The organism is Rhizobium grahamii (assembly GCF_009498215.1).
GTDB lineage: Bacteria > Pseudomonadota > Alphaproteobacteria > Rhizobiales > Rhizobiaceae > Rhizobium > Rhizobium grahamii_A.
Window position 1 is genome coordinate 2,273,684 of the sequence record NZ_CP043498.1, and the last position, 25,174, is coordinate 2,298,857.

The 25,174-nt window shown below is 61.8% G+C and carries 29 protein-coding genes and 1 pseudogene; 16 read left to right on the plus strand and 14 right to left on the minus strand.

Features of this window, described 5'->3' with window-relative positions:
* The first annotated feature begins 178 nt into the window (after positions 1-178).
* The 4 genes from FZ934_RS11020 (at position 179) to FZ934_RS11035 (ending at position 5,652) form a co-directional block, all read left to right on the plus strand.
* Positions 179-2,236: a glycosyl transferase gene (locus tag FZ934_RS11020; protein ID WP_153271106.1), complete on the plus strand. Its 2,058-nt coding sequence runs from the start codon at positions 179-181 to the stop codon at positions 2,234-2,236.
* Positions 2,237-2,402: 166 nt separating this feature from the next.
* Positions 2,403-3,560, plus strand: coding sequence for a UDP-galactopyranose mutase (glf, locus tag FZ934_RS11025; protein ID WP_153271107.1), 1,158 nt, complete (start codon positions 2,403-2,405; stop codon positions 3,558-3,560).
* 289 nt (positions 3,561-3,849) lie between these two features.
* On the plus strand, positions 3,850-4,998 hold the full coding sequence (locus tag FZ934_RS11030) for an alpha/beta hydrolase (RefSeq protein WP_153271108.1): 1,149 nt from the start codon (positions 3,850-3,852) through the stop codon (positions 4,996-4,998).
* A gap of 135 nt (positions 4,999-5,133) precedes the next feature.
* Entirely contained in the window at positions 5,134-5,652 is a 519-nt protein-coding gene (locus FZ934_RS11035) for a DUF1269 domain-containing protein (protein WP_153271109.1), read from the plus strand.
* A 99-nt stretch (positions 5,653-5,751) separates the two neighbouring features.
* On the opposite strand, the gene FZ934_RS11040 is transcribed toward FZ934_RS11035, so the two are convergent.
* Positions 5,752-6,414, minus strand: coding sequence for a GNAT family N-acetyltransferase (locus FZ934_RS11040; protein WP_153271110.1), 663 nt, complete (start codon positions 6,412-6,414; stop codon positions 5,752-5,754).
* A gap of 122 nt (positions 6,415-6,536) precedes the next feature.
* Here FZ934_RS11040 and FZ934_RS28115 point away from each other — a divergent pair, with 122 nt between their 5' ends.
* Together FZ934_RS28115 and FZ934_RS11045 are read left to right on the plus strand one after the other, a co-directional pair.
* A complete protein-coding gene (locus tag FZ934_RS28115; protein WP_246737784.1) occupies positions 6,537-6,959 on the plus strand; it encodes a GntR family transcriptional regulator in 423 nt (140 codons plus the stop codon).
* Positions 6,956-7,957, plus strand: a complete 1,002-nt coding sequence (locus FZ934_RS11045; RefSeq protein WP_246737785.1) for a PLP-dependent aminotransferase family protein — start codon at positions 6,956-6,958, stop codon at positions 7,955-7,957. Before FZ934_RS28115 ends, FZ934_RS11045 begins: the two co-directional genes overlap by 4 nt.
* Positions 7,958-7,969: 12 nt before the next feature.
* On the opposite strand, the gene FZ934_RS11050 is transcribed toward FZ934_RS11045, so the two are convergent.
* From FZ934_RS11050 to FZ934_RS11070, 5 genes are all read right to left on the minus strand, one after another.
* Entirely contained in the window at positions 7,970-9,178 is a 1,209-nt protein-coding gene (locus tag FZ934_RS11050) for an adenylate/guanylate cyclase domain-containing protein (RefSeq protein WP_153271111.1), read from the minus strand.
* Positions 9,179-9,320: 142 nt separating this feature from the next.
* Positions 9,321-10,187: an efflux RND transporter periplasmic adaptor subunit gene (locus FZ934_RS11055; protein WP_153271112.1), complete on the minus strand. Its 867-nt coding sequence runs from the start codon at positions 10,185-10,187 to the stop codon at positions 9,321-9,323.
* Positions 10,184-10,393, minus strand: a complete 210-nt coding sequence (locus tag FZ934_RS11060; RefSeq protein WP_113364908.1) for a DUF1656 domain-containing protein — start codon at positions 10,391-10,393, stop codon at positions 10,184-10,186. The genes FZ934_RS11055 and FZ934_RS11060 overlap by 4 nt, the downstream gene beginning before the upstream one ends.
* Positions 10,390-12,483: an FUSC family protein gene (locus tag FZ934_RS11065; RefSeq protein ID WP_153271113.1), complete on the minus strand. Its 2,094-nt coding sequence runs from the start codon at positions 12,481-12,483 to the stop codon at positions 10,390-10,392. Before FZ934_RS11065 ends, FZ934_RS11060 begins: the two co-directional genes overlap by 4 nt.
* The gene (locus FZ934_RS11070; protein ID WP_153272425.1) at positions 12,473-12,928 is read right to left on the minus strand and encodes a MarR family winged helix-turn-helix transcriptional regulator; all 456 of its coding nucleotides are present in this window, start codon (positions 12,926-12,928) and stop codon (positions 12,473-12,475) included. Before FZ934_RS11070 ends, FZ934_RS11065 begins: the two co-directional genes overlap by 11 nt.
* Before the next feature lie 179 nt (positions 12,929-13,107).
* On the opposite strand from FZ934_RS11070, the gene FZ934_RS11075 reads away from it, so the two are divergent.
* The 3 genes from FZ934_RS11075 to FZ934_RS11085 all read left to right on the plus strand — a co-directional run bounded on the left by FZ934_RS11075 (position 13,108) and on the right by FZ934_RS11085 (position 15,592).
* On the plus strand, positions 13,108-14,523 hold the full coding sequence (locus FZ934_RS11075; protein ID WP_153271114.1) for an efflux transporter outer membrane subunit: 1,416 nt from the start codon (positions 13,108-13,110) through the stop codon (positions 14,521-14,523).
* 232 nt (positions 14,524-14,755) lie between these two features.
* Positions 14,756-14,980, plus strand: a complete 225-nt coding sequence (locus tag FZ934_RS11080) for a hypothetical protein (protein WP_113360608.1) — start codon at positions 14,756-14,758, stop codon at positions 14,978-14,980.
* A 216-nt stretch (positions 14,981-15,196) separates the two neighbouring features.
* Positions 15,197-15,592, plus strand: a complete 396-nt coding sequence (locus FZ934_RS11085) for a DUF1236 domain-containing protein (protein WP_153271115.1) — start codon at positions 15,197-15,199, stop codon at positions 15,590-15,592.
* A 35-nt stretch (positions 15,593-15,627) separates the two neighbouring features.
* On the opposite strand, the gene FZ934_RS11090 is transcribed toward FZ934_RS11085, so the two are convergent.
* The 3 genes and pseudogenes from FZ934_RS11090 to FZ934_RS11100 form a co-directional block, all read right to left on the minus strand.
* Complete coding sequence (locus FZ934_RS11090; RefSeq protein ID WP_153271116.1) at positions 15,628-16,473, minus strand: aspartyl/asparaginyl beta-hydroxylase domain-containing protein; 846 nt, start codon at positions 16,471-16,473, stop codon at positions 15,628-15,630.
* Positions 16,474-16,642: 169 nt separating this feature from the next.
* Positions 16,643-16,975 (minus strand): SMR family transporter, encoded by a 333-nt coding sequence (locus tag FZ934_RS11095; protein ID WP_432443620.1) that lies wholly within the window; start codon positions 16,973-16,975, stop codon positions 16,643-16,645.
* Between the two features lie 38 nt (positions 16,976-17,013).
* Positions 17,014-17,576 (minus strand): annotated as a pseudogene (locus FZ934_RS11100) (TetR/AcrR family transcriptional regulator).
* 145 nt (positions 17,577-17,721) lie between these two features.
* Between FZ934_RS11100 and FZ934_RS11105 the strand changes: the two are divergent.
* The 3 genes from FZ934_RS11105 to FZ934_RS11115 all read left to right on the plus strand — a co-directional run bounded on the left by FZ934_RS11105 (position 17,722) and on the right by FZ934_RS11115 (position 18,868).
* Positions 17,722-18,111 (plus strand): group II truncated hemoglobin, encoded by a 390-nt coding sequence (locus tag FZ934_RS11105; RefSeq protein WP_153272426.1) that lies wholly within the window; start codon positions 17,722-17,724, stop codon positions 18,109-18,111.
* A gap of 6 nt (positions 18,112-18,117) precedes the next feature.
* Positions 18,118-18,489 (plus strand): DUF423 domain-containing protein, encoded by a 372-nt coding sequence (locus tag FZ934_RS11110; protein WP_153271117.1) that lies wholly within the window; start codon positions 18,118-18,120, stop codon positions 18,487-18,489.
* Positions 18,490-18,559: 70 nt separating this feature from the next.
* Positions 18,560-18,868: a hypothetical protein gene (locus tag FZ934_RS11115; RefSeq protein WP_153271118.1), complete on the plus strand. Its 309-nt coding sequence runs from the start codon at positions 18,560-18,562 to the stop codon at positions 18,866-18,868.
* Here FZ934_RS11115 and FZ934_RS11120 read toward each other — a convergent pair.
* From FZ934_RS11120 to FZ934_RS11140, 5 genes are all read right to left on the minus strand, one after another.
* Positions 18,865-19,179 (minus strand): antibiotic biosynthesis monooxygenase family protein, encoded by a 315-nt coding sequence (locus FZ934_RS11120; protein ID WP_153271119.1) that lies wholly within the window; start codon positions 19,177-19,179, stop codon positions 18,865-18,867. The two genes, FZ934_RS11115 and FZ934_RS11120, sit on opposite strands and share 4 nt — an antisense overlap.
* A gap of 12 nt (positions 19,180-19,191) precedes the next feature.
* Positions 19,192-19,461 (minus strand): hypothetical protein, encoded by a 270-nt coding sequence (locus FZ934_RS11125; RefSeq protein WP_153271120.1) that lies wholly within the window; start codon positions 19,459-19,461, stop codon positions 19,192-19,194.
* Positions 19,458-19,865 (minus strand): DUF2325 domain-containing protein, encoded by a 408-nt coding sequence (locus FZ934_RS11130; RefSeq protein WP_153271121.1) that lies wholly within the window; start codon positions 19,863-19,865, stop codon positions 19,458-19,460. Before FZ934_RS11130 ends, FZ934_RS11125 begins: the two co-directional genes overlap by 4 nt.
* 111 nt (positions 19,866-19,976) lie before the next feature.
* A complete protein-coding gene (locus FZ934_RS11135) occupies positions 19,977-21,272 on the minus strand; it encodes a cell envelope integrity protein TolA (protein WP_153271122.1) in 1,296 nt (431 codons plus the stop codon).
* A gap of 57 nt (positions 21,273-21,329) precedes the next feature.
* The gene (locus FZ934_RS11140; protein WP_153272427.1) at positions 21,330-21,761 is read right to left on the minus strand and encodes a hypothetical protein; all 432 of its coding nucleotides are present in this window, start codon (positions 21,759-21,761) and stop codon (positions 21,330-21,332) included.
* A 143-nt stretch (positions 21,762-21,904) separates the two neighbouring features.
* Between FZ934_RS11140 and hemP the strand changes: the two genes are divergently transcribed.
* The 4 genes from hemP to FZ934_RS11160 are packed head-to-tail and all read left to right on the plus strand — an operon-like array spanning position 21,905 to position 25,173.
* Positions 21,905-22,087, plus strand: a complete 183-nt coding sequence (hemP, locus tag FZ934_RS11145; protein WP_153271123.1) for a hemin uptake protein HemP — start codon at positions 21,905-21,907, stop codon at positions 22,085-22,087.
* 10 nt (positions 22,088-22,097) lie between these two features.
* A complete protein-coding gene (locus FZ934_RS11150) occupies positions 22,098-23,147 on the plus strand; it encodes a hemin-degrading factor (protein ID WP_153271124.1) in 1,050 nt (349 codons plus the stop codon).
* 14 nt (positions 23,148-23,161) lie between these two features.
* On the plus strand, positions 23,162-24,061 hold the full coding sequence (locus FZ934_RS11155; protein WP_153271125.1) for a heme/hemin ABC transporter substrate-binding protein: 900 nt from the start codon (positions 23,162-23,164) through the stop codon (positions 24,059-24,061).
* Positions 24,062-24,081: 20 nt separating this feature from the next.
* Positions 24,082-25,173: a FecCD family ABC transporter permease gene (locus tag FZ934_RS11160; protein ID WP_153272428.1), complete on the plus strand. Its 1,092-nt coding sequence runs from the start codon at positions 24,082-24,084 to the stop codon at positions 25,171-25,173.
* The last annotated feature ends 1 nt before the right edge of the window (position 25,174 follow it).

The window sequence follows — 25,174 nt, forward strand, 5'->3', positions numbered from 1 at the left end:
AATCCGCGCCGCATCCCTTTTGCGACGAACCTTCCACACCCTGCTTCCCCTGCCCCAGCGGCACTTTCCACCAGACGGCATCCAGTTCCAGGCAAGCTATCCGCAGTAGCTAAATAAGCGAGCACCGCTCCGTTTTATCTACTTCCGACCGACTCGGTCGCCTTGCCGCAGGATGTCCATGAACGCCAATCACGCACATACTCAGAACCAGATTCCTGCCGCCTCAGGTGCCGTGGAACTTGCCCGTAGCCAGCGACTGTCCCTCGTGGATCTGTTGCATATTGCAGAGACGCTGGGCGCGGCCGGACAGCACGCCGCCGCCGCCGATCTCTACAAGAACTGGGTCGCCTTCAACGACAGCAACCCCGCCGTTCATCTCGTCTACTTCAACTACGCTGTCGCGCTGACGCAGGCCGGCGATCGTGCCGGCGCTATCCAGGCGCTGCGAACCTGCCTGAAGTTCAATCCGCAGTTCGGTCCGGCACACGTCAACCTCGGCCGCGCGCTAGAGGATTTCGGCCAGATCGGCGCCGCCGTCGAGCAATGGCGCCAGTACGCCGACGCGACCTCCCAGATCACGCCCGACGGCCTCAATCATCGCCATATGGTCCTGCAGAACATTGGCCGCGTGCTCGAGGGCGCCGGCAAGCTTGAAGAGGCGGAAACCGCCCTGCTGCAAGCCTTCTCTCTGCAGCCCGAGCACGCCGAATCCGGCCAGCACTGGGCATCGCTGCGCCAGCGCCAGTGCAAGTGGCCGATCCTTGCGCCGTCGGCGCATATTCCGGCTCGCAAGATGCTCGACGCGATGTCCTCGCTGACGCTCAGCTGCTACTCCGACGACCCGATGTTCCAGCTGGCCAAGGCCTACCGCTACAACAAGACGCTCGTCGGCAACCGGCCTGATCTCAGCCGCTTTCCACGCCGGACGGCGAAGGCAAAGGTAGGCACCGGCAAGCCGCTGCGCGTCGGCTACCTTTCCTCGGATCTTCGCGACCACGCGGTCGGCTTCGCACTCTGCGAAGTTCTGGAACTGCACGACAAGAGCAGCGTCGAGATCTTCGCCTATTACTGCGGCGATGTCCGCACCAGCGATTCCACGCAGGAGCGGATCAAGAACGCCGTGCATACATGGCGCGACATCCGCGACATCGACGATGTCGCCGCTGCCACGCAGATCATCGCCGACGAGATCGACATCCTGATCGACGTGAACGGCTACACGAAACACGCCCGCACGAAGATTTTCGCCTATCGTCCGGCACCCATCATCGTGAACTTCTGCGGCTATCCGGGTTCGATGGCGAGCCCGTTCCACCAGTATCTGATCACCGACAACCACATCGTTCCGCCCGAGAACGAGATCTATTACACCGAGAAGGTCCTGCGGATCGCCTGCGATCAGCCGCTCGACCGCAAGCGCGCGATTGCCCCGCGCCCGACGCGCGCCGAAGTCGGTCTGCCGGACGATGCGTTCGTCTACGCCAGCTTCAACGGCATGCAGAAGATCACGGCGGAATGCTTCGGCCGCTGGATGAAGATCCTCGCCGCGACGCCTGGCAGCCTGCTCTGGCTGCTGACGGGAGACGAGGTTGCGAACGAGCGCCTGCGCCAGACCGCCGAAAAGAGCGGCGTCTCACCGGAGAGGCTCATCTTCGCGCCGAAGGCCACGAACCCGAACCACCTTGCGCGTATCGGTCTCGCTGATCTCTTCCTCGACACCTTCCCCTATGGCGCGCATTCGACGGCCGCCGACGCCATCACGTCGGGCCTTCCGATTCTCACCGTACCCGGCAAGACCTTCGCGGCCCGCTTCTGCGCCAGCATCGTCGCCGCCGCCGGTATCCCGGAGATGATCTGCGCAACGCCGGAAGAATATGTCACCCGCGCCATCGCCTTCGAGCGGGACCGCAAGAGCCTCGCCGATGTCAGGGCCTCGCTCGAACGCCAGCGCGAAACCAGCGTGCTGCGCGATATCCCTGCGCTTGCCCGCCGCCTGGAGGAACTCTTCTGGCAGATGCAGGGCGAAGGCGAGCGCGGCGAGATTCCCGTGCCCGACCTCACCAACCTCGACATCTATTACGAGATCGGTGCCGAGATCGCGCTCGAGAACATCGAGTTCGAGAACGAGCAGGTGCATCGGCAGCGCTACCTCGACAAGCTCGCAAAGTGGCACGATTACTCGCCGATCCCCCGCGACAAGCGGCTGTGGTCGGAGCCGGCATCGCACGCGAAATAATCAACGGCGCCGCAAGTCGGATCGGATGGATCGGCTTGCGGCTCGCGCTTTGCGACAGCTTCGGCCGTCGGAAGAAGCGGCGCCGAGGGGAAAGCCGGATCAGGGCCATGGCGATCACGCCGCACACGATCCGGATAGGGAAACTTCAGACAGGATCAGTTTTGCAATGCCATTGAAGGAAAAGATCGTCATTGTTGGCGCCGGGCTTTCGGGGGCTGTCATCGGCCGCGAACTCGCGCAGGCGGGTCATGAAGTCGAGATCATCGATTCCCGCAAGCACATCGCGGGCAACTGCCACACCGAGCGCGATGCCGAGACGGGCGTGATGATCCATATCTACGGCCCGCACATTTTCCACACCGACGACTCGGAAGTGTGGGACTACGTGAACAGCTTTCAGACCTTCATGCCGTACAAGAACCGCGTGAAGACGACGAGCGGCGAGCAGGTCTATTCGCTGCCGGTCAACCTGCACACGATCAACCAGTTCTTCGGCAAGACGTTCCGGCCCGATGAAGCCCGCGCATTCATCGACGAGAAGGCCGACAAGTCGATCACCGATCCGCAGACCTTCGAAGAACAGGCCATGCGCTTCGTCGGCAAGGATTTGTACGAGGCCTTCTTCAAGGGCTACACCCAGAAGCAATGGGGCTGCTCGCCGACCGATCTGCCAGCCTCGATCCTGAAGCGCCTGCCGGTGCGCTTCAACTACGACGACAACTACTTCTTCCACAAATATCAGGGCATGCCGGAGAACGGTTACACCGACATGATTGGACGCATCCTTGATCATCCGAACATCACTGTGAAGCTGGAAACCCAGTTTCACCGCAGCGAAGGCGCGGACGCCGGACACGTGTTCTACTCAGGCCCGCTCGACGGCTACTTCGACTTCGAGCTTGGTCGGCTGGCCTACCGCACGCTGGACTTCGAACGCTTCAGCTATCAGGGCGACTATCAGGGCTGCGCCGTCATGAACTACGGCGACGTCGATGTGCCCTTCACCCGCATCACCGAACACAAGCACTTCTCGCCATGGGAAGAGCACGCCGGCTCGGTCTGCTATCGGGAATTCTCGCGCGAATGCGGCCCGCAGGACATTCCCTATTACCCCGTACGACTTGTCGAGGACAAGGCACAGCTGGCGGAATACGTCACCCGCGCCGAGCAGGAAGCCTCGGTAACCTTCGTCGGCCGCCTCGGCACCTATCGCTATCTCGATATGGACGTGACGATCCGCGAAGCGCTCGACACCGCCCGTCTCTACCTCGCCAGAACAGCGGAAGGCAGCAGGATGCCGGCCTTCCTGCACTCTCCGGTCTAAGATCAATCATCGCCATTGTCGCCGGGAAGCGGTCCGCCGCTCCCGGCGTTTTTGCGTTCAGGAATCGTTTGCCGCGTTGCAGATATCCCGTCGCGCACGTCCTCGCCGAAAATGGGATGTAACATCACTGTCGTTACTGTAACGTACTTTCGTTCGGCGCAGCCGCCTCCTAAGGATGGCCCGCTTCAATGAGGGGATCGAAAACGTGATAGCAGCCCGGGCTCTTCGGAGGCTAGCGCCACTTCTTGCCGCCGTGTTTCTAACGGCATGCGGCCATCCGACTGGGGTCATGGAACCGGTTCAGCTGACGGCAGCAACGCCCAAGACCACCCAGGTCGATATGCTGGTCGCCACCACGCGAGAGCCATCGGGCGACCCGACGACGCTCTTCAATGGCGAACGCAGCCCGAAGCCATACCTGACCGACGTTGCCGTCTCGATCCCGCCAAAGCGCGAATCCGGCACGGTTCAATGGCCAAGACGGCTGCCGCCGAACCCTGCCACGGATTTCGCCGTTACGCGCGTCAAGCAGATCGCGACCGTGCCGGAAGGCCGGGCCTGGTTCCGCACCCATAGCGAAGGCGGACGCGCGCTGGTCTTCGTGCATGGCTTCAACAACAAGTACGAAGACTCCGTCTTCCGCCTTGCCCAGATCGTCCACGACAGCGGCATGCAGGCAACGCCGATCCTTTTCACGTGGCCGTCCCGCGCTCAGCTGACCGCCTACGAATACGACAAGGAAAGCACCAACTATTCGCGCACGGCCCTTGAGCAGACGCTGCGGACGCTGGCGCAGGACCCTGCGGTCAAGGACATCACCATTCTCGCCCACTCAATGGGCACCTGGCTGGCGATGGAATCGCTCCGGCAGATGGGAATCCGCGACGGTCGCGTCAACTCGAAGATCCAAAACGTGATCCTCGCCTCACCCGATATCGATATTCAGGTCTTCGCGAAGCAGTATGCCGAAATGGGAACGCCGCATCCCAAGTTCACGATCTTCGTCTCGCAGGACGACAAGGCGCTTGCGGTCTCCAGTTTCATTACCGGCAAGGTTTCTCGCCTCGGCGCGATCGATCCGACCGTCGAGCCTTATCGAACCAAGCTGGAGGAAGCTGGCATCACCGCAATCGATCTGACAAAGGTAAAGGGCGGCGACCGGCTCAACCACGGCAAGTTCGCCGAGAGCCCCGAAATCGTTCAGCTGATCGGCCAGCGCCTGATCGCCGGACAACCGCTGACGGATTCGAACGTATCTCTCGGACAGGGCCTGACCGCCGTCGTCGGCGGCACGGTGACCACGATCGGCAATGTCACCGCAACGGCTGTCGCTGCCCCCGTCACGATCATCGAACAACCACTTCAGCTCAAGAAAAAGCCCAAGAAGGCAGACGAAACACTTCAAGGCGATCTCGTGCCTCAGCCTCTGACACAATAAGCGCCATCGCTGCCATTCCGGCATCGATCGCCATTCGAACATAGCATTCCCATGGTCGTAGCAATGCTCCTTTGCACTGCGAACAGGGCCACATCCAGCATGCCATTCGAAACGGAAGCGGAAAGGAAAGCAGAAATGTCGGAACTCGTAGTCATCGGCTTCGATGCAATGGACGAAGCGGACAAGGTGCTGGTGAAGCTCGCCGGTCTGAAGAAGGAATATCTGGTTGATCTCGAGGATGCCGTGGTTGTCGTGCGCGACGAGACGGGCAAGGTTCATCTCAAACAAAGCATGAACCTGACGGCGATCGGCGCGACGTCCGGCCTGCTGTCCGGATCGATATGGGGCGGCCTCGTGGGGCTGCTCTTCCTCAATCCCCTCGCCGGCTTTGCAATCGGCGGACTGGTGGGCGCCGGCGCCGGCGCGATCTCGGGGTCGCTTGCCGATTACGGGATCGACGACGAGTTCATCAAGTCGCTCGGCTCGACCATTCCAAACTCCTCCTCGGCGCTTTTCGTGCTGATCCGCAAGGTCCAGCCTGAAAAGGTCATGGCCGAGTTCGAAGGACTGCGTGGGCGTGTTCTCAAGACCTCGCTTGCGCCTGAGCAGGAAGAGCGGCTGAGAAAGGCTCTCTCCGGGGCAAACGCTACCTAAGGACGGGAAAGGTATTCGCCAACCAAGCGGGGCGCGGCCACCTTCATTCGCGATCGTCGCGCTCCTCGATCCGGGGCGCGCTTTTCTATCGCGGCGCGTTCAATCGAAGCGCAGCTTCGTTTTCTGCTGGCCCGCTGCATCGAAGTTATCCGGGTTCAGCCAGGCTTCATACGCGGCTTTAAGGCGCGGCCAATCCGCATCGATGATCGCAAACCAGGCGGTATCGCGGTTCTTTCCCTTTGCCACCATATGCTGGCGGAAAACACCTTCGAAGCTGAAGCCGAAGCGAAGCGCCGCCCGCTTCGACGGTTCGTTCAGGTTGTTGCATTTCCATTCAAAGCGCCGGTAGCCCAGCGTGTCGAAGGCAAGGCTGGCAAACAGGTAGAGCGCTTCGGTGGTAACGCGGCTGCGCGCGATTGCCGGACCCCAGAGAATGCTGCCGATCTCAATGACGCCATGGGCCGCGTCGATCCGCATCAGCGCCTGCCGGCCCTCGGCGCGACCCGTCTTCTTGTCGATGACCGCGAAGAACATCGGATCCGGCGAAACGGCGGCCTTTTCCAGCCATGTCGTGAAGGCGGCCATATCGGCTGGCGCGTCCTCGAAAAGATAGCGGAAACGATCGTCCGCGCCCGGTTGCTGGGCGGAGGCAAACAGATCGGCCCCATGCTTGGCGACATCGAGCGGTTCCAGCCGCGTGTAACGGCCTTCGATGACGATCCGATCGGGGCGTGCGACGCCATTCCAGTGCGAGAGTTCCATGGTCATTCCTCATCAGGTGCTCGGCAGCGCAAGCGCGCTGCGCCAGTTTCACCACCAACTCCTCTCTGCTACAGAAGAGGTATGCTATCCACGTCCACTTTATCTATTTCAGGCATACCACTTTGAAAGCTGCAAGCTCAAACAATACCCCTGCGTGGCTATCCCTGGATCGTGATGCGGGCGATCTTGAGGGGCAGGTCTATCGCGGCATCAGGGATCGCATCCTCAGCGGACAGATCGGACCGGGACACCGCGTGCCCTCGACGCGCGCTCTGGCGTCGTCGCTCGGCATTGCGCGTTCAACCGTTGTCGGCGCCTATGAACGGCTGAAAGCCGACGGCTTCCTTGAGGCGGCAACTGGCTCAGGTTGTCGCGTCGCCGCGCTCTCCATGTCGGCCGTCACGCCACCCCGCGAAAGACCGGCGTCTGCTTCGGCGGCTGCCCCGCAATCCCATCCCATGATGCTCGAGCCCGGTGTTCCGGATCTTGAAGACTTTCCACGGGGACCTGGGCCCGATACCTCGGCGGTCGCGCGCGAAATATGAGGGTCCTGGAACTCGGCTACGGCGAAGCCGGCGGCGTGGCGAATTTGCGAGAGGCGATCGTCGAACATCTCTCGGCGATACGCGGGGTCATCGCCCACCCCGACCAGGTTGTGATCCTGCCCTCGACGCGAACCGCCATCGATCTGCTCGCCTTCCTCCAGTTGCGAGCATCCGGCAACAGCGTCGCATGGGTGGAGGAACCAGGCTATGCCTCGGCTAAAGCCCTTCTGACGACGGCCGGCGCACGGATCGTCCCCGTCCCTTGTGACGAGGCAGGCATTGACGTCACCCGCGCCGAGGGCCCGCCGCCCGGCCTCATCTATGTCACGCCGTCCCACCAATACCCGACCGGAGCGACGATGAGCCTTCAGCGGCGGCTTGCGCTGCTGGAATTGGCGCACAAGAGCGGCGCGCTCATTCTTGAAGACGATTACGACAGCGATTTTCAGTACGGTTCCCGACCGATCGCCGCATTGCAGGGCATCGATCGCCACGCAACGGTCGCCTATCTCGGTACCTTTTCGAAGATCCTCGCCCCCGGCATTCGTGTTGCCTACGCCGTGCTGCCACGCTGGCTTTTACCACAGGCAGTGGAAACCTTGCGGCTTCGCGGTATTGCCGTGCCGGTTCACATCCAGGCAGCCCTTGCGGATTTCATTCGCGACGGTCGGTTGCGGGCCTATCTCAGGCAGAGGAACACGCGTTATGCCGAGCGCATGCATGCGACGCGGGAGGCCCTGAGCAACCGGTGCGGCCACCTCCTTTCGCTGGAAAGCGGCTCCGGCGGTCTCCAGCTCGCCAGCTGGTTTCATGACCAAAGCACCGATGACACTGCCGTCGTCAGAAAACTGCACGAGAAGGGCATTGCACCACAAGCCATGTCACGCTTCTTCGAGGGCCGCCCTCGCCCCGGCTTGCTGTTCGGTATTGCGCGTTCGTTGCCCGAGAATGCCGAGAAGCTGGCGCAGACGATCGCGGACGTATTGGCAAGGGAATGAGGCGGCCTAGCCTTAGATGCCCGGCAGCATCGTGAAGAGTTCCTGTGCCCGGTTGACGCCGCGAAGAACGTGCTGGCCGATCGACAGGAGACTCTCCATCTGCGTCGGCGGCACGATGGCCGCGAAACTGGCGGACATCAGCACCTGACGCTGCAGTGAACGACAAAGCGACACGATACGGCTGACCTCGTTCACGGCCGGGCCGATGACCGTGAAGTCGAGCCGATCCTTGCTGCCGATGTTGCCGTAGAAGACGTCGCCCATATGCAGTCCGAGATAGACGTCCGTTACCGGCCGCCCCTCGATCCGGCGCCGGGCGGTGAGATCAGACAAGCGCCGGTCGAGCAGCGCACGCGCGGTCAGCGCGGCAGCGCATGCTTCGCTCGGCTTCTGTCCCTTGAAGATTGCGAGCGTGCCATCACCCATCAGCTTCAGAACTTCGCCACCGGCCTCCTGGATCGAGGAGATGACCGCGTCGGCATAGTCGTTGAGCATCGGAATGATCTCTTCGGGATCCACCGTGTCTGAAATATAGGTGAAGTTCGCCAGATCCGAGAACCACAACGCGGCCGAGATACGGTCGCTTCGTCCTCGCGTGATCTTGCCGTGCAGCACCTGGTCGGCGGCGTCCTGGCCGAGATAGACCTTGGCGATGGTGCCGGCAACCCCGCTGACCGTGACGCATTTCACCGCCAGCGCGAGGCAGGGCAGCAATTCACGCAGCGAGGCAAGATCACCATCGCTGAAGCCTCCGTGAGCGCGTGTCGCGAAATGCGAGAAGAAGCAGTCGATGTCGCCGATCGACCCGCCTTCGCCGAAGCGGTGCGCCATCGCGATGAAATCGGTGTAACCTTCGTTCTTCAGCTCCTGCAGGAGATAGAAATCAGCCGGCGCGCCCGCGCCAAAGCTGCGACGCACTTCGCTTGCGCCGCTTGTCTCAAGCTCATGGAACGCCGAGCGCAGCCAGTTGTCGGCAAACTCGCCGGGATTGGCGAGCTCGTATTGCGAGACCCGCTCGACGATGCGGGTGCTGTCCCAGCGAAAGGCGCGGCGTTCGTAGATCGGGTGCAGGGCATCGATGACGGCGACCGAGCGTTCGATCGCCAGCCCATTTGCGCGGCAGCGCTCGCAAAAACCAGCAAGCAGGTCGGCCTCCGATAGCCCCTTCAGCCCGCATTGCATCAGCCATGCGGTGATTTCTATGACGTGGCGATCATCCACGGTTGTCTCCTTGGTCCCGAGCGTCCCTTTTGTGTGTCAGGCTTGCCTGGCGATATCGACAGGCTCGCCTACGCACCCGCCCAGACGAGGGACGCTCGGAACGGGAGCTTGAAAGCAGGCGACCGCAATGGTCGCCGCTGGATCATTCGGTGATGGTCACGCTTGCCGTGCGGCCGGCGACAAGCGCCGTCCCTTGAGGCAGATCGTCGAGCGCGACACGCACCGGCACGCGCTGCGCGAGCCGAACCCATGTAAAGGTCGGATTGACGTTCGCGAGCTGGGCGGCGGTGTCGCTGCGTTCGCGGTCCTCTATGCCACCGGCAACACCGGCGACGTGGCCCTTGAGCGGTGTCTTGCTGCCCATCAGATAGACAAGCGCCTCATCGCCGACCTTGATGCGATCGAGCTTGTTTTCCTCGAAGTAGCCGGAGATGTAGTAGGAATCGCTGTCGATCAGCGCCGTGACGGCACTGCCCGCCGTCACGTAGTTGCCAGGCCGCATCGAGAAGTTCGTGAGTATGCCGTTGACGGGCGCACGGACGACGGACCGGTCCAGATTGAGTTGGGCAGTATCGCGGCTGACGACAGCCTGGTGATAGGCGGCCTCATCCTGCTGGACGGTCGTCTCGGCCTGCTGGATCTTCTGGCGGGTCACAGAGCTCTCGCCCAGCTTGCGGTAGAGATCGAGGTCGCTGTTGGCCATGTCGAGCGTCGCCTTGGCGCTTTCCATCTGCGCTTCGGCCTGCCGCAGCGCCAGCTCGAAACGAGCCTGGTCGATGCGGAAGATCACGTCACCCTTGTGGACAGCCTGATTGTCGGAAGCATCGACTTCGCTGACAATGCCCGAGACGTCGGAGGCGATACGCACGACATCGGCGCGCACCTTGCCGTCACGCGTCCAGGGCTCGTCCATGTAGTAGTCCCAAAGATGCCAGCCAAGAACACCGGCCAGCGCCACGACAGCGCCAGTGAGCAGGAAACGGCCGGAGTATGCGAGAAGCGATTTCATAACGACACCTTATTGAGATAGAGGGCCAGCGCACCGAGCAGGCAGAAATACATCGCCGTATCGAAGAGCGGCCGATGCCAGACGAGGCGATAGAAACCGGCATAGGCCAGCACGCGTCTCAGGATGGCATTGAGGACAAAAGCGACAACGGCGATGGCGCCGAGCGTGGGGATGAAGACGCCATAAAGATCGACTTCCGGTCTCATGCTGCGTTCTCCTTGACGATGTGGAGGCCTGCCCTGCTGCCGACGATCGGCAGCGTCGCGGCGGCATCCGGATAAAGGCTGTAGCGAAGCGCCGTGATCGCACGGCATGCGCCTTCCACGGCCGACGACCGCGTAAGACCGATCAGCTGCATCAGCGCCCGGTCGAGCGCATCGAGCAGACCTTCGCCGGGCTGCGCGTCGCGCTGCTTCTGCTTCTGCTGGTAATGGGCGGCAACACCCGAGAGCACGATGTCGATGGCGTCGCGCTTGTCGAGTGACAGCAACTGCCGGTGCCGCTGCAGTTCCATCGTGTTCAGGCCATTGCGCAGATCGCGCAGGATATCGGCCTGGGCAACGGCCGACTCCGCCGGGATCATTGCCAGACGCGGTGCAACGAGCCCGAACCGATCCACCATGCGGTAGAGAAGCTTGGTGAAATCAGGGCTGTCTGCCTTGCGCGCAACCGCCACGATGTCAGCCCAGCCCGAACGCAGCACCCGGTAGGCTGTCCATTCGGCTCCGACGGAGCGAACAAGTGCAGTCGTTCCGCAAGCGATGATCAGGCCGACGATCATGGCCAGGTTCGAGTTGAGGAAGGAAGCGAGATCGAGGTTGAGCCGATCCTGCAAGCTCAGCATGTTCGGAAAATTCACACAGAATCCCAGGCCATAGAGGGCAAGGCTGGGTCGCGTCATCATCAGACCGGCCGGCACCAGCACCAGACCCAGCGCCGCGGCAAGCGGAACGTAGCCATGCACCAGCGGCATCAGGCCGTATTCGAAGATGAAGGCTACGACGACGGTGACGATGGCGACGTAAAGAAACTTCAGCATCATCGGCGCCGGATCGTCCATCGTCGAGAAGATGCAGCAGAGCACGCCGGCCATCATCGCTGCGGCACTTCCCTGCGGCCAGCCGGTGTAGATCCAGATGCCTGTCGCAACGAACGTCGCGAGCATCACGGAGAGGCCGGAATGGATCGCCATCCCGTAGTCCTTGTGGATCGGCGTGTGATCGAAAAGAGTGCCGAAACGCTTCCAGCGCAGATCATGCCGCGTACCGGATTCGATATCCTGGCGCAGCACCAGGCAGTCACCCCAGATCTGCAGCAGATCGCGCAGGCGAGCCACAAAGTTATGGGCAAGCAGCCCGGTCCATTCCTGCAGCTCGCGACCTTCCTGTTCAGCGGTATCCATCAGGGCAAGCAGCTGCTGCCGCTCGTCCTCGCTGAGAACGGTCTTGGAGGTGATGAACACCGTGACGCGCTCGATCAGTTCATTGACGGCAGGCGTCAGCTTGCCGTCGGTCGCCTTGTCGAAGGCATGCAGCACATCGGAAAGCCCGGAAACGATCGGCAGCATGGCGACCATGCGCTGCTGCAGCGTTCTGGCGCGGCCGACCATATCGCGCAGATCGGACGTGTCGTAGGCGACATGCGTTGTGAAGCTGTGCAGATCGACGGCATCGGCGGCAAGGCGGCGGGCGGCAGCCTGGAGCTCAAGCTCGCGGCCCTTCCCTTTCAGCGTGCCGATCGCCAGTTCGGCGCCGTCCTTCAGCCAGGCGTCAATACGCGCCGACAGCACCGGACCGGCGTGGCGCGGAAAGAAAATGCGATTGACGACTGCCGCGCAAATGATCCCGAGCGCGATTTCCTCGACGCGGGCAGTCGCGTAGGTGAACGCCGTATCCGGGCTCGCAACGATCGGAAAGCCGGTAAGCGCCGTCGTGTATCCGGCCAGCATGAAGGTGTAGCTGCGCGGCGTGCGATCAAGCAGGCTGACGCCAAGGCAGAATGCCATCCACAAGGAGATCGCCAGCGTCAGCAGCTCAGGCGAGCTGACAAGATTGGGGATCATGATAACGGTCATGGTGCCACCGAGCGCGGTCCCGAGCAGTCGATAGATCGCCTTGGAGGTGTTCGCACCCGACAGCGGATGCGCAACGATATAGACCGTTCCGACGGCCCAATATGGGTTCGTCAGGTCGAAGTAGAGCGCGATCAGAAGCGCAAGCATCGCTGCGGCAAAGGTCTTCAGTGAGAAAAGAACGTCGCCCACGGTCGGGGCGACGACACTCTGGTTATTCTTCATTATCCTGCATTCCGGTTAGGGCCGCGGTCTTGTCCGCGATGGCGCGCAGAACCATCAGAGCGGCTTCGACCTTGTTGGGATCGATGTCGCTAAGGATTTGCTCTCGCAGCTCTGCCGCACAGCTTTCGGCGCGCTCGGCGACCGCTGTGCCCCCTCCGGTGAGTTGCACCAGCTTGATCCGTCTGTCCGCCTCATCGGGGACCCGGCAGATCAAGCCGTCATTCTCCAAACTGTCGAGAACGCGAACGAGCGTCGGCCCTTCCACGCCGACGCGCTCGGCCAGCACATTCTGCGGTATCCGGTCACCATGGCGCAGCAACGTAATCAGCGGCGCAGCGCTGGCATCGGAAAGCTTGTGTTCGGTCAAAACGGCGTTCAACGCCCGGCGCCAACCGCGCCCGCAGATCATCAGCAAAGGCGCAAACTCGGCCCACGTCTTGTTCATTTGTTTGGTCATGAAATTAGATAACATCCTATCGATTAGAATTCAATGGTATTGATCGCTGCCGGCTGACTTTAGTTAGCAAAGCCTTTCGATTTGGCAAAAACGCTCGTCGGAAGGGAAATATTAACCATGATCGGAAATCCTTCGTTAGTGAATCGCCTGAGATCGACGGAGACCCAATGCGCAAGTACGCAGCCCTCGCCGCACTATCTGTTCTCGCGGGCTGCGTGAGCGGTCCGGATCACGTGCCTCCGGAGATGCCGCTTCCGGCCAAGTTCAAGGAAGGCGGCACGAAGAGCGACGGCGACGTTGCGATGGCCACCTGGTGGACGGCCTATCGCGACACGCGCCTGAACGGTCTTGTCGGCCAGGGCCTGAATGAGAACCTGTCGATCCAGCAGTCGCTGGAGCGCATCAATGCCGCAGCGTCGAACGTGACGGTTGCCGGCGCCGGCTCGCTGCCGAGCCTGGTGGTCGGAGCCGACCACACGGTCAGCGGCAGCATGGGCGAGCGCCGCACCTCGATCGGCGCCACCAACACCACGACGGGCACGGCCAGCGTCTCGTGGCTGCTCGACCTGTTCGGCCAATACCGCCGTTCGAAGGAAAGCGCCCAGGCTTCGCTCGATGCCGCCTACTCGACCGCCGATGTCGCCAAGCTCACCTACATCCAGGATCTGGTGAACTCCTACATCGACCTGCGCTACTATCAGGAGCGCATCGCGCTCTCGAAGGCGAACCTGAAGTCGCGTCAGGAAACCTACGAGCTGACCAAGTTCCAGCTCGATGCCGGCGCCGCCTCGCGCCTCGACGTCGTCCAGGCCGAGGGTCTGGTGCAGTCGACGCAGGCCGAAATCCCCGGCCTCGAAACCAATGCCCGCGTCTCGGCCCACCATATCGCCACCCTGCTCGGCAAGCCTGCCGGCTCGATGGTCGACGAGTTGCTGCGCGGCTCGACACAGCCGATCTTCCGCGGCGGCATCAAGTCGGGCGTTCCGGCTGACCTGATCCGCAACCGTCCCGACATCCGCGTTGCCGAGCGCAATCTGGCTGCGGCGACCGCAGATATCGGCGTTGCGATCTCGCAGCTCTACCCGACCATCACCCTGTCGGGTGCGATCTCGCCCTCCTACGTGCGCCCTGTCGGCGCCAATGGCGGCCTGACGACCTGGTCCTTCGGCCCGACGCTGACGCTGCCGATCTTCGACGGCGGTCGCCTGCGCGCCAATGTCGACATCGCCAAGTCGACGGCCAAGACCCAATACCTCGCCTGGAAGCAGACGGTTCTGGAAGCGGTCGAGGAAGTCGAAAACGCGCTGTCGGCGGTGCGCCGCGATGCGCAGACGGTCGAGTCGCTGCGTGCCCAGGTCAAGACGACCCAGGAGACGCTGGATCTGTCGACCGCCAGCTACAAGGACGGCGCCTCCTCGCTGCTCGACGTCCTCGACGCCCAGCGTCAGGTCTCGCTCGCCCAGGCAAGCCTGGCCGCAGCCGTCCAGCAGATGGCCAAGGACTACGTCTCCCTCAACATCGCCATCGGCGGCGGGTACACACCAGACGGAAAACCAACCGTCGCCCCGCCAAAGGCAAGCTGATCACGCAGCCTTCCGGGCGGCAGGACGCCACCGAGGCGTTAGCCTGTCGTTAAGGAATCTGTTATATATTAGAACAGCTGGAAGTACTGAAATAGGGCATAGAAGCGACCGCCGTTTCATTTGGACGCAACCTCGGCGGTCGCATCCCTCAACCCCGCAGCCTTAACCTTACCAGCTAACCAATCCATTAGCATCCCCTTGAAAACACACATGGTTATGGCAAGGTCCAGCCATGACGAACATCCGCTCTCCCAGATACAGCGCCGAAGATGCAGCCCGCTTGCGCGAATGCGCAAAAGCCTGCGACAGCGCCATAACCGATGTTGTCCGTCGCGCGGTAGCGGCGGGATGGCGTGAAGAGGAATTCGCCCTTCACCTTGCAGATGCAGCCGAGAATTACGTCATGTATCTGGCCAAGCGACCGGACCGCAGACGGATCGCGGCAAACAACAACTGATCCCAAGACGCTCCGCAGAGCTAACTCTTGCGCCTCCAGAAATACGGCGAGAGACCGCATCGCGATCGCCCCAACCGCCGCCAGATTGCTGAACGCAACCCAGATCACGACATACGACACCGCCTAACCAAGCGTGTTCCCAAAGCCCGTCTACCGCGGAACAACGAGCAACCGTGCTCGTTAAATCCCCCGCAAACTCGAGCTAAGGAGAACGAAATGTACAAGGCTCTACTTGTCGGCGGTGCGATCGCGCTGTCTTCCCTGGCCACGAATGCGTGGGCCGATGGAACGTTGACCGGCGCTGCTGGCGGTGCGGTAACCGGCGCCATCGTGGGCGGCCCGATTGGCGCTGCGGTGGGTGGTGTTGCAGGCGCCGTCGCAGGTGCCGCTATCGATCCCCCGCCACGCGAAGTCGTGACCTATGTCGAAGCGCAGCCAGTGCCGACAACCCCTGTCGTGATCGAGCAGCCGATCGTGGTCGGCAAACCTATTCCAGCCGATGTCGTCGTGACCCCGGTTCCCGACAATCCGCACTACGCCTACACAATCGTCAACGACCGCCACGTGATCGTGGAGCCGCAGACGCACCGTGTCGTCCAGGTCATCGAATGATGGAAGACTTAGCCCCGCAAACGCGGGGCTTTTCTTTATGCCTGCGGCCGATTTCTCAGCGCTTCCGCTTCGGCATAGAACTTCTTTTCCCACTCCTTGTGGTTATCCAGCCCCTCGCGAATAAACGGCGTGAAAACGGCAAGGTTCATCAGCGCCCAATTGACGAAGCGCGCTGGGAACTTCAGAGGCTTGACGAAGTCGACAAACAGAACCACGCGCGTCTTGTCCGTATGGTTCCACGCTTCGTGCTCATAGGCGTCGTCGAAGATCAGCGCCTTGCCTTCCTGCCAATGGCAGATCTGGTCCTTGACGCGAATTGCAAGCTTGTCAGCCGGTTCCGGCACGATCATGCCGACATGCAGGCGCAGCACGCCGTTGTAGGGACCGCGGTGCGCCGGCAGATGCTTGCCCGGCTCGAAGATCGAGAACATCGCGGTCTTCAGCCCCGGGATCTTCTGCACTGCTTCCCAGGTCTTCGGGCAAGCAGCAATGTTCTGTTCGGCTTTGACGCCGAAGCCGAGCAGGAAGAACGTCTTCCAGCCTGAATCGGTCGAGATCGTCTTTACGTCGGTGGAGATGTCCTGGAAGGTCGGCAGTTCGCTCTGGCGCACAAGGACGCGATCAAGCTCGCTGCGGATTTCAGGCCAGGCCTTCTCCACCTCAGCGGCCCAGGGAAAGGTCGCGTTCTCGTAGACCGGCGGGTTGCCGAGCTTGGCATATTTGAAATTCAGCTTCTCCGCCCATGCGACGATGCCCATGAAGAACCGTGTAACGGCGCTCGGGCGGCCCATCGGGGCGATACCGCTGGTGCCGAAGGCCTGGCCGTCTGTCTTGGAATGAGATGCTTGGGAAAGGGTTGCGTCAGCAGTGCCGTCTGTCATGGGTTTTCCAATACGCGAATGCGAAACTGTCAAAAGTCACTCAGGATATGGACATGGCGACCTGTTTCGCAAGAGCGGCACCACCCGGTGAGCCCAAATGTCGCTCTACATGTCTTCGTCCCGCCAATTGCCGGGGCGGAACGCGGCATAAAGCGCAATCAGCTCGAAATCAATGGGAGACCGATTTGGAGAACAGGTTGACCACCAGAACGCCGGCAATGATCAATCCAAGCCCAAGCATCGCGGGCAGATCCAGGCGCTGCTTGAAGTAGACAAGCCCGACCAGCGAGATCAGCACGATTCCGAGCGCGCTCCAGATGGCGTAGGCGATCCCGACCGGGATCACCTTCAGCGTCAGCGACAGGCAGTAGAACGCCGCGGCATAGCAGACAACCATCACGACGCTCGGCCCGATCCGGCTGAACTGCTGCGACAACTGCAGCGCCGTCGTCCCGATGACCTCGAGCACGATTGCAACGAGCAACAATGAATATACGGCGATCGGGGCCATCAGCGTCTGTCTTTCACGGGAGGATTTGCTTACTTGCCGGTCAGTTCGATCAGGCGGGTAACGAGGCCCTGCCGATCAACGGCACCGGCGCCATGACTATCGACCATGTCGGCGAGCCACAGCCCATCGGCGGCAAAACGGACGATCTGGGCGTCGATCGAGGAATCCGTACCGACATATTCATCGGCGCGATCCTGCACCCAATCCCGCCATCGCGCCCGCAACCGCGGCTCCGCTAGGATCGCGATGGTGACCTGCGCCCAGTGGGCCGCCTCCCCGGATTGTCCTTGAGTTCGACGACCGCGCGCAGATAGGCACGCGAAAAGCGCCCATGCGAGACAGGATCCTCACGCATGCGCTCGTCGATATCGGCATCGAAACGCTCGAGAAGACTGTCGAACAACGCATCGAGCAGCGCATTCTTTGTCGGAAAGTGATGCAGCAACCCGCCCTTGCTGACGCCCGAGGCGCTGGAAACGCCATCGAGGGTAACGGCACCCATACCCTGCTCCAGCGTCAGCCGTGCGGCGACATCCAGCAACTGCTGGCGAACGAGGGCAGGTTGTTTGCGGCGATGATGAGCGAGTGACATGAGCTATAAAGATACCGTCCAGACGGTTTTGTCAAGAAATATTGATATTCGGACCTCTGGTGACACGCGCGCCTGCGACAGTCGGCTGCGGTTGCGATTAGCGGCGCGGCAGTGCATGAAGCATGTAGGTTATGGGAAAGATGCAGTGAGCGAAGAAGTCATTACGCTTTATCAGGCGATCGGCGGCGATGAGGCCGTACGCGCCTTGTCACGCCGCTTTTACGAGTTGATGGACACCTTGCCGGAGGCCACACACGTCCGCGCGGTGCATCCGCCCACACTCGATGGAAGCGAAGAGAAGTTCTACGAGTACATCACCGGCTACCTGGGCGGTCCGCCGCTCTATACCGACAAGCGCGGGCACCCGCGCCTCCGCAGCAGGCATTTCGTCGCCGAGATCGGGCCGCTGGAGCGGGACGAGTGGCTTCTGTGCTTCCGCCGCGCTTTGGATGAGACCATCGACAATCCGAAGCTGCGCGAAATCATCTGGCCGCCGGTCGAGCGGCTTGCCTACCACATGCAAAACAAGGAATAGCCGGCCATGACCATGAACGAGCGCGTCGCGCCGCTTCTCTATATCTTCGCCGGCCTGTTCGGCTTTGCGGGCGTGGCGCTCGCCGCCGCTGCCGCTCATGGAGGCGGCGATGCCCACCTCGTCTCGTCAGCCTCGGCGATGTGCCTTGCGCATGCCCCTGCCCTTCTGGCGCTGGCAATCGGCATCGACAAGCTCAGAACGGCATGGGTGGCAGGCGTTCTGCTCGCTATCGGCACCCTGCTTTTCGCGGGCGACCTGACGATGGCGCGATACGCCGGATCCGGCCTCTTCCCGATGGCGGCCCCCACCGGCGGCTTTGCGATGATGTTTGGCTGGCTTGCCGTCGCGGTCGGCGCATTCATCCGCAAGCGGGCATAAGCGTTCAGTTCAGCGGTATCCAGTCGAACCGCAGGGTATTGCCGAGGGCTCGGGAACATGGAACTCTTCCATGTTCCAGGCGCTCGCTTCGAATGACGAGAAGCACGGAAGATCCCTGTCGCGGAATTCCGCGTACAGATCAACGATCCCGTCCGGCGAGGATACACCGACGTCCTCCCACAAAGGGAGCAATCAAGGGACACCAGAAGTGCAATTCCATGCCCGGGTGCTGCAGGATGAGATAATCCGCGACAAGGGTGGACACTCTCCGCAGACCGAGCAGATCGCGGTAGAATGCGGCCGTGTCGTCGATATCAAACGACAAAAGGACCGGCAGCCCCTTGATGCGGTCGGCGTCAGTCGAGGAGACCGCGATTAGACGCCCTCGACGACGTTGAAACCCTCAAAAACCGGCGGGCCGAGATACATCGCCTTGCGTTCGCCGGCATTGCGATGAGCGGCACGGAAGTTCTCCGAGGTCGTCCAGTTCCGAAAGTCCTCTTCGCTGCGCCAGATCGTGTGCGAGGCAAACAAGGTGTATCCCTCCTCAGCATTCGTCCTGCCGCGCAGCAAGCGGAACTCCACGAAGCCCGGCATCTCCGAGAGACTGGAATCCCGGTTGCGCCAGACGGTCTCGAACTCAGCTTCCTGCCCAACGGCAACCTTGAAACGGTTCATGGCGATATACATCGGCGAAACCCCTTATGCCATTCGCTTGCCGTTCGCGCTCGCGCGCGCAAAAGCAACGACATTATTGCCGTTCGCGGCCTCAAGGCCAAGCGGCTTCTCCGGCAGCTGTCCCGGCATGCGGGCATCCCAGACCGGAAACTCCGTCACGTTGGGATAGTGCTCACGCATCTCGGCATGTCGAACCATCAGGTCATAGAGCTCAGGCACCAGGCCATCCCCATTCTGTGCGGCAAGCTTGTGCAAGCCGATCATCATGAACCCTTCCGGGCGCTTATCAGTCATCGGGTAGAATCTCGTTCGTTCATGGTGTGCAGCGCACGCTCGAGGCTGGACTTGCTGCCGTTTCGCAACGGGATGAAGGCCTTGCCGAACTTCTTGCAGCCGGTCTTCACGCGAAGGCAGGCATCGTGGCTGATACAGTCGATCGGGCAGAAGACGCAGTCGACCGAAGGCAGGACCGTATCGATACGTGATACCGCTTCGCGCAGTCCGCCATCGTGATGGATCAGTTCAGCACCGAACGTGCTTGCGATCTGACGAAGATGCGCAACCTGGCAATCCCGGCCGCCGACATAGAGAAAACTACGTCCATCGAGTTTGGACCGTCCGGCGCTATCCTGCGCCGCTTCGGAAACCGCGGAAACGCGGATATCCCGGTTCGAACCCTTCTTTGCCTTGCGAGCCATTTACCACCCGTTCGCTCGTTGATCCCACACGATTCCTGCGTGTGCGAACGGACCTTATTAAACTTGATTTTTAGAGTAAAGTATAAAGTTGATTATTTTTATCATATTTCATTATCGGCCAGTCACCTGCACCTCCTGGGTGAAGGACCAGCTCGGTTTTCCCCATTCCGCAGGCAAAGGCGGGAACGGCGCAGCGCGGCGGACGCCGTCAACAACAGCCTGATCCAACTCCGGAATTCCAGAGCTTCGGGCGACCGAAAGCCCGCTCAGCGCGCCGCTGGAACCAATCGTCAGCCGCACGCGCACATTCATCGAAGCAGTCATTCGCTTGTATTCGGAAGGAACCTTGACGGACCGGCGGATACGGGACTGTACCTTGCCCGGATAGTTGGCGACGGCGGCACTGCCGGCACCACCGTTGCTTCCGGCGCTACGCGAATTCTGGTCGGACTGGGCAGCCTCGTTGCCGTCAGAGCTACCGCGCCGGCTGTCCTGCTTGTTTTCACCACTGGAGCCGGCGGTTACTTTCTCTTTTTTCGGAGGCAGTTTCTTCTCGACCGGTTTCGCTTTCTGCACCGGCTTCTGCGCAACCGGCTTTGCTTCCGGCGTCGGCACCTGTTCCGGCTCCGGGGCGACCTCAGCCGTCTCTGTCGGCTGTACCGGCGAAACCTCCGCCGGCGTTGCCTGCGCGACCGGCGGCGGCGTCTCGGGCGGAACTTCAGCCGGAACCTCGGTCGCCATCGGCTGCACCACCGAGGTCTCCGCAGGCGACTGCGATGTCAGAATTTCAGGCTCGGCCGTCACGACATTCTCCGGCGAGACGCGCGTCACTTCCTGTGTCGGCGCAACCGCCTCGGGCTGGACGGTTTCCGTCGGCTGCGTTTCAGTAGCCTGAACTGTTTGCGGCTGGACGCTCTCGGCGACGATCTCTTCCGGCTGAGGCTCTTCCGCCTCTTCCCCGGCCGCAGCCTGATCCGCTTCTGAATCGCCAAGGATGATGACGCTGACAACCGCGCCGGCTTCCTCGACAGGCGCTTGGGGCGTCACGACGAAGCCCACCAGCAAGGCAGCGATCACGGCAAAATGGAAAAAGCACGAGCTAAGGCAGGCGATGACGACGCCACGCTTGCGACCAACCGAACGCGACACCGGCAGTTCGACGCTCTCGTCGACCGATGGCGCCTCGGCTCCGCCGTTGCTCGCGGTACGAGGGTCCTGCGGAAAGGACTCAATATGGGTCAGGCGGGTGTAGTGCAGAACGGCTTCGCCAGCCGGCTGGCGCTGCGCATTCTTCAGCTCCGGCATTTCATGACCCGGATGCATACCCGGGTTGTTGTCGTTCAAACCGCCGTCTGCGGCCGGATCAGCGAGATCAAGTCTCGACTTCGCTCTTGCTGAAACCACCATGCGCACCTGCCTCGGCCACTAAAACGGAAGCCGGCCGGGATCATCCCGGCTGGATAATCAACCTTCGAAGGGAACTGAAACCTGAGAACGCGTGACGAGGCCCTTCATGCACTCGCCCGCCGCCGGACCGTCGCAGACCGGCGTATCGTTGATCAGCAAACGGGTGACGCTCTCGCACTTGATGTTCGGCATATCGAACTGGCGAACGCGTTTCTTGCCCTGCGGCAGATCGCGGAAATCGAGAACGGTGATGCGGTCGACGGCGTTCTTGTCGTTGAAGAAAGCCAGTTCGAACGAGACCTTGTTGATCGGCGCCGGCAGCTTGTTCAGCGCCACAAAGGTCATCATGCACCCCTTCTGCGACGGTGCCAGCGCATTCAGCTCCACGTCGAGGCTGGCGGCCGCCGAAGCGTCCTGCGCATAGGCCTGCGCAAAGCTCGAAACCGCAAGAAGACCGCCTGCCAAAACCGCCGCAAACCTCGATGTCAACACGTCGCTTCTCCACAAATTCCTAAAACTTGACTTAGCAAGTCCGCTATTGCGTCTTTAAAAAATGATGACTATGAAAGTCAAGATAAATGTAGGGATTTGGGGCGCTAAGCCCCTGAATAACGCGGAACAAACCGACAGAAATGATGATCCAGAAGCCGGAAACGTTCGAGCATGCGCCCGTAGCGGGCCAAGCCCCAGCCGAAGTGCGGGTGTTGGAAAGCGGCGAGATTTTTCAGGGTGCCAGCGAGATCATGATTCGCCACGAAGGCGCGGTCTACCGCATGAAAATCACCCGTCAGGGCAAACTTATTCTGAACAAGTAGGGGTTAAACCATGACCGAGAACACCAAGCCGTCGCCAGCCGACATCCGCGCATTCCGTGCCGAAAACCCGAAGATGCGCGAGCGCGACATCGCAGCCCAACTGAAGATTTCGGAAGCTGCCCTCGTGGCCGCCGAGGTTGGCCTGACGGCAACGCGCATCGACGGCAGCGTCGAGAAGTTTCTTGAGCGCATCGCCGCGCTCGGCGAGGTCATGGCGCTGTCGCGCAACGAAAGCGCCGTGCACGAGAAGATTGGCGTCTACGAAAATATCAACTTCGGCAAGCACGCCTCCATCGTTCTCGGCGAAAACATCGACCTGCGCATTTTCCCGAGCCGCTGGGTGCACGCCTTTGCCGTCACCAAGAAGGACGGCGAGCAGGAGCGCCTGAGCCTCCAGTATTTCGACAAGGCCGGCAACGCCGTCCACAAGGTTCACCTTCGCCCAGATTCCAACGTCGAAGCTTACCGCGCGATGGTCGAGGAGCTGAAGCTTGAGGATCAGTCCCAGGATTTCATCGCCGACGAAACGGTTTCCGAGCCGGGCGAGACCGGCGACGTCAGCCGCGACGAACTGCGTGATCACTGGAGCAAGATGACCGACACGCATGAGTTCTTCGGTATGCTGCGCAAGCTGAAGATCGATCGCCAGACGGCATTGCGGACGGTGGGCGATGACTACGCCTGGAAACTCGACAACAGCGCAACCGCTGAAATGATGCAGGCCACGGTCAAGGCCGGCCTGCCGATCATGTGCTTCGTTGCCAACGACGGCATCGTCCAGATCCATTCCGGCCCGATTTTCAACGTGCAGCCGATGGGTCCCTGGATCAATGTGCTTGACCCGACCTTCCACCTGCACCTGCGGCAGGATCACATCGCCGAGACCTGGGCCGTGCGCAAGCCGACCAAGGACGGCCACGTGACGTCGCTGGAAGCCTACAATGCCGAAGGCGAGATGATCATCCAGTTCTTCGGCAAGCGCAAGGAAGGCTCGGGCGAGCGCACCGAATGGCGCGACATCGTCGAAGCACTGCCTGTCGCAGCCAGCGTCGCGGCCTGAACGGAGAGCCTGGAATGAACAAGCATCCAGTCAAGATGCCGGCTTTCACCCGTGGTCTGAAGGCGTTGCCGATCGCCGCATCGCTGCTCCTGGGCGCCGTTGCGGCACCGGCCATGGCCGACGACAAGGTGGACAGCTCGCGGCTGGTTTCGGTGGGCGGCGATGTCACGGAGATCATCTATGCGCTCGGCGAGGAAGGCCGGCTGATCGCCCGCGACACGACAAGCACCTATCCGGAAGCGGCGACGAAGCTGCCTGACGTCGGCTACATGCGTGCGCTCTCGCCCGAGGGCATTCTCGCCATGAACCCGACGGCCATCATCGCGATCGAAGGCTCCGGCCCGCCGGAAGCCCTGACCGTTCTGAAGAGCGCCAGCGTTCCGTTCGAGTCCGTGCCGAACGCCTACACCCGCGACGGCATCCTGGCAAAGATCGACCGCGTCGGCGCGCTTCTTGGCGTCGATGACAAGGCAAAGGCGCTCGAGGCAAAGGTCAGCGCCGATCTTGATGCCGCGATCTCCGATGCCGCCAAGCGCCCGGAGGGTGAGCGCAAGCGCATCCTGTTCATCCTCAGCCTCCAGGGCGGCAAGGTCATGGCCTCAGGCAGCGGCACCGCTGCCGATGGCATCATCAAGCTCGCCGGCGCCACCAACGCGGTTGCGGCCTTTCCAGGCTACAAGCCGCTGACGGACGAGGCCATCATCGAGGCCAAGCCCGACGTCATCCTCATGATGGACCGCGGCGACGGCGCATCGACCAAGAACGACGACCTCCTGAAGCAGCCGGCGCTCGCCCTGACGCCGGCGGCCCAGAACAAGGCCATCATCCGTATGGACGGCCTGCATCTGCTCGGCTTCGGTCCGCGCACGGCCAGCACCGTCCGCGAGCTGAACACGGCAATCTACGGAGGCTGAGCGTGGCTCTGCAGGACGTCATGACAAGACCGCACTCATGGTCGCCTACGATGTTGCGGGAATCGCATCGCGCCGGCAACCGGGCACCGCTCGCCCTGCTCGTCATCGTCCTGCTCCTCGCCGGCTCGATCCTGTCGCTGCTGTTTTCGGTGACGACAGGCGCATCCGATGCTTCGTTTCTCGATGTCGTGATCAATGTCACGGGCTCCGGCGACGCGCTGAATGCCCGTGACAGGATCATCATCTTCGACATTCGCATGCCGCGTGCGATCCTGGGTTTCCTGGTCGGTGGCTCGCTCGCCGTTTCGGGCGCAGTCATGCAGGGCCTGTTTCGCAATCCGCTAGCAGATCCTGGCCTCGTCGGCGTATCGTCAGGTGCCGGTTTCGGCGCCGTCGTCATGATCGTTCTCGGCGGCTCGATCGCAGCACCGCTCTTCACCCTGCTCGGCATCTATGCCTTGCCGATGGCCGCCTTCGCCGGAGGATTGGTCACGACGATGCTGCTCTACCGCATCGCGACCAGCAACGGCCAGACATCCGTCGCGACGATGCTGCTTGCCGGCATCGCGCTCGGCTCGCTCGCAGGCGCTTTGACGGGCGTCCTTATCTACATGGCGAACGACCAGCAGCTTCGCGATCTCACCTTCTGGGGCATGGGCTCGCTTGCCGGCTCGACCTGGACGAAGATCGCCGCAGCCGGCCCGATCATCCTTCTGTCGTTCGCCGTGATGCCTTTCCTGGCCCGCGGCCTCAACGCCATCACCCTCGGCGAAGCCGCAGCCTTTCACATGGGCGTACCGGTGCAGCGGCTGAAGAATATCGCAATCGTTGCCGTCGCCGCATCGACAGGCGCATCCGTCGCGGTCAGCGGCGGTATCGGCTTTGTCGGCATCGTTGTTCCGCATGTGCTCCGCATGGTCATCGGCCCGGATCATCGCTTCCTGCTGCCTGCCTCTGCCCTGCTCGGCGGTTCGCTGCTGATCTTTGCGGACGTTCTCGCACGGACACTGGTCTCCCCCGCGGAGCTGCCGATCGGTATCATCACGGCCGCCGTGGGCGGACCGTTCTTCCTCTGGATCCTGCTGCGCCAGCGCGCCCGTCTCGCACTTTGAG